The organism is Massilia sp. NBRC 108631, assembly GCF_059704565.1.
The window spans coordinates 1-1,329 of sequence record NZ_BAAKJE010000082.1 but is presented as its reverse complement, the minus strand read 5'-3'; the positions used below and the strand labels follow the sequence as shown (position 1 = coordinate 1,329).

The 1,329-nt window shown below is 69.8% G+C and carries 2 protein-coding genes; both read right to left on the bottom strand.

Annotated elements, in window-relative coordinates; genetic code table 11:
* Positions 1-1,108, bottom strand: a 1,108-nt coding sequence (locus tag AC6H42_RS10205) for a TonB-dependent siderophore receptor (RefSeq protein ID WP_497547955.1), incomplete at its 3' end; no start/stop codon positions are given.
* The coding region (locus AC6H42_RS10200) for a GTP-binding protein (protein WP_497547954.1) at positions 1,105-1,329 on the bottom strand (225 nt) is incomplete at its 5' end. The genes AC6H42_RS10205 and AC6H42_RS10200, both read right to left, overlap by 4 nt.

Genomic DNA, 1,329 nt, shown 5'->3' with positions numbered 1-1,329 from the left:
CCGCGCGGGTGCCGACGCGGCCCAGCAGTTCGGCGCGCGCCGAACCGTCGGTGGCCGAGAAATCGCGGTAGCGGCGCTGGCGGCGCAGGGTACGGCCATCTGCCAGCAGGTTGTTCGCCTCGCTGGAGTAGCCGGCCAGCGAGCTGTCGCGGTAGGACAGGCCGGTTTGCAGCGACCATGCTGCCGACAGCTCGTGCTGCACGAACAGCTGGTGGCCCAGCGACTTGACGGTTACGCGGCCGTCGCCCGGCTCGCCGAGGAAACGCGACACCGGCACGGCGCCCAACTGGCCGTTGACGGCCAGTACCCCGCGGTCGAACGGCGTGGCCTGGCGCGCGGCTTCCACTTCGTAGGACAGCGTAGTGGCGGGGCCGATCAGCCAAAGCAGCGAAGGCGACAGGAAACTGCGCTCGCTGTGCAAGGTGTCGCGGAAGCTGTTGCCGCGCTGGTGGGCGGCGTTCAAGCGGTAGGCCAGCGTGTCGCCGATTGGCCCGGCCAGGTCGGCCGCCGTGCGCCAGGTCCGGTGGCTGCCGGCGGACGTCTCCAGGCTGTACTGCGGCGCGAAACGCGGCTTGCGGGTCAGGATGTTGACCGTGCCGCCCGGGTCGCCGCGTCCGTACAGGGCGGACGCGGGCCCCTTCAGGATCTCGACCGATTGCGTGCCGGCAATGTCGCGCATGCCGTTGTAGCCCCGGCTGGAGCTAAAGCCGTTCACCATGTAGTCGGAACCGAAATTCGGGTCGCCGGTGAAGCCGCGCATGGCGTAGCTGTCCCACAGGCCGCCCAGGTTGCTCTGCTGAGCGATGCCGCTGGCAAGTTCCAGCGCGGACGAGAGCGAGGTGGCCCCGGCGTCGCGCAGCAGGTCGGAGGTCAGCACGCGCACGCTTTGCGGAAGGTCCTGCAGTAAAGCGTCAGTCTTGGTGGCGCCGGCCGCGCTCAGGCTGCGGTAGTTCTGGCGCTGCGCGCTGATGGTGACGCTGTCGCCCGGCGCGGCGTCTGCCGCATCAATGGCCGCAGTGCTGGCGCTTGCTGCGGGGGCGGCGGCGGCGGCGCACGGCGCCAGCCATGCGGCCAGCGCGGCGATGGCGGCTTTCTTGAAGTGCATCATTCGTCGCCGCGCTCCCATTGCGGGAACGGGTCGGCCAGGCTGCGCCAGCCGGCCATCCCTGAGGCCAGCTCCGCGTCGCTCAGCAAGGAATTTTCGAAGGCGAGTTCGATGGCGGCGCGGTCCAGTTCCTGGCCGATGAACACCACTTCATTGACGCGGTCTCCGTACGGCTCTTCCCAGCCGGCTTCCATCTCGGCGCGCTGCGGATCGTCTTGCGGCGG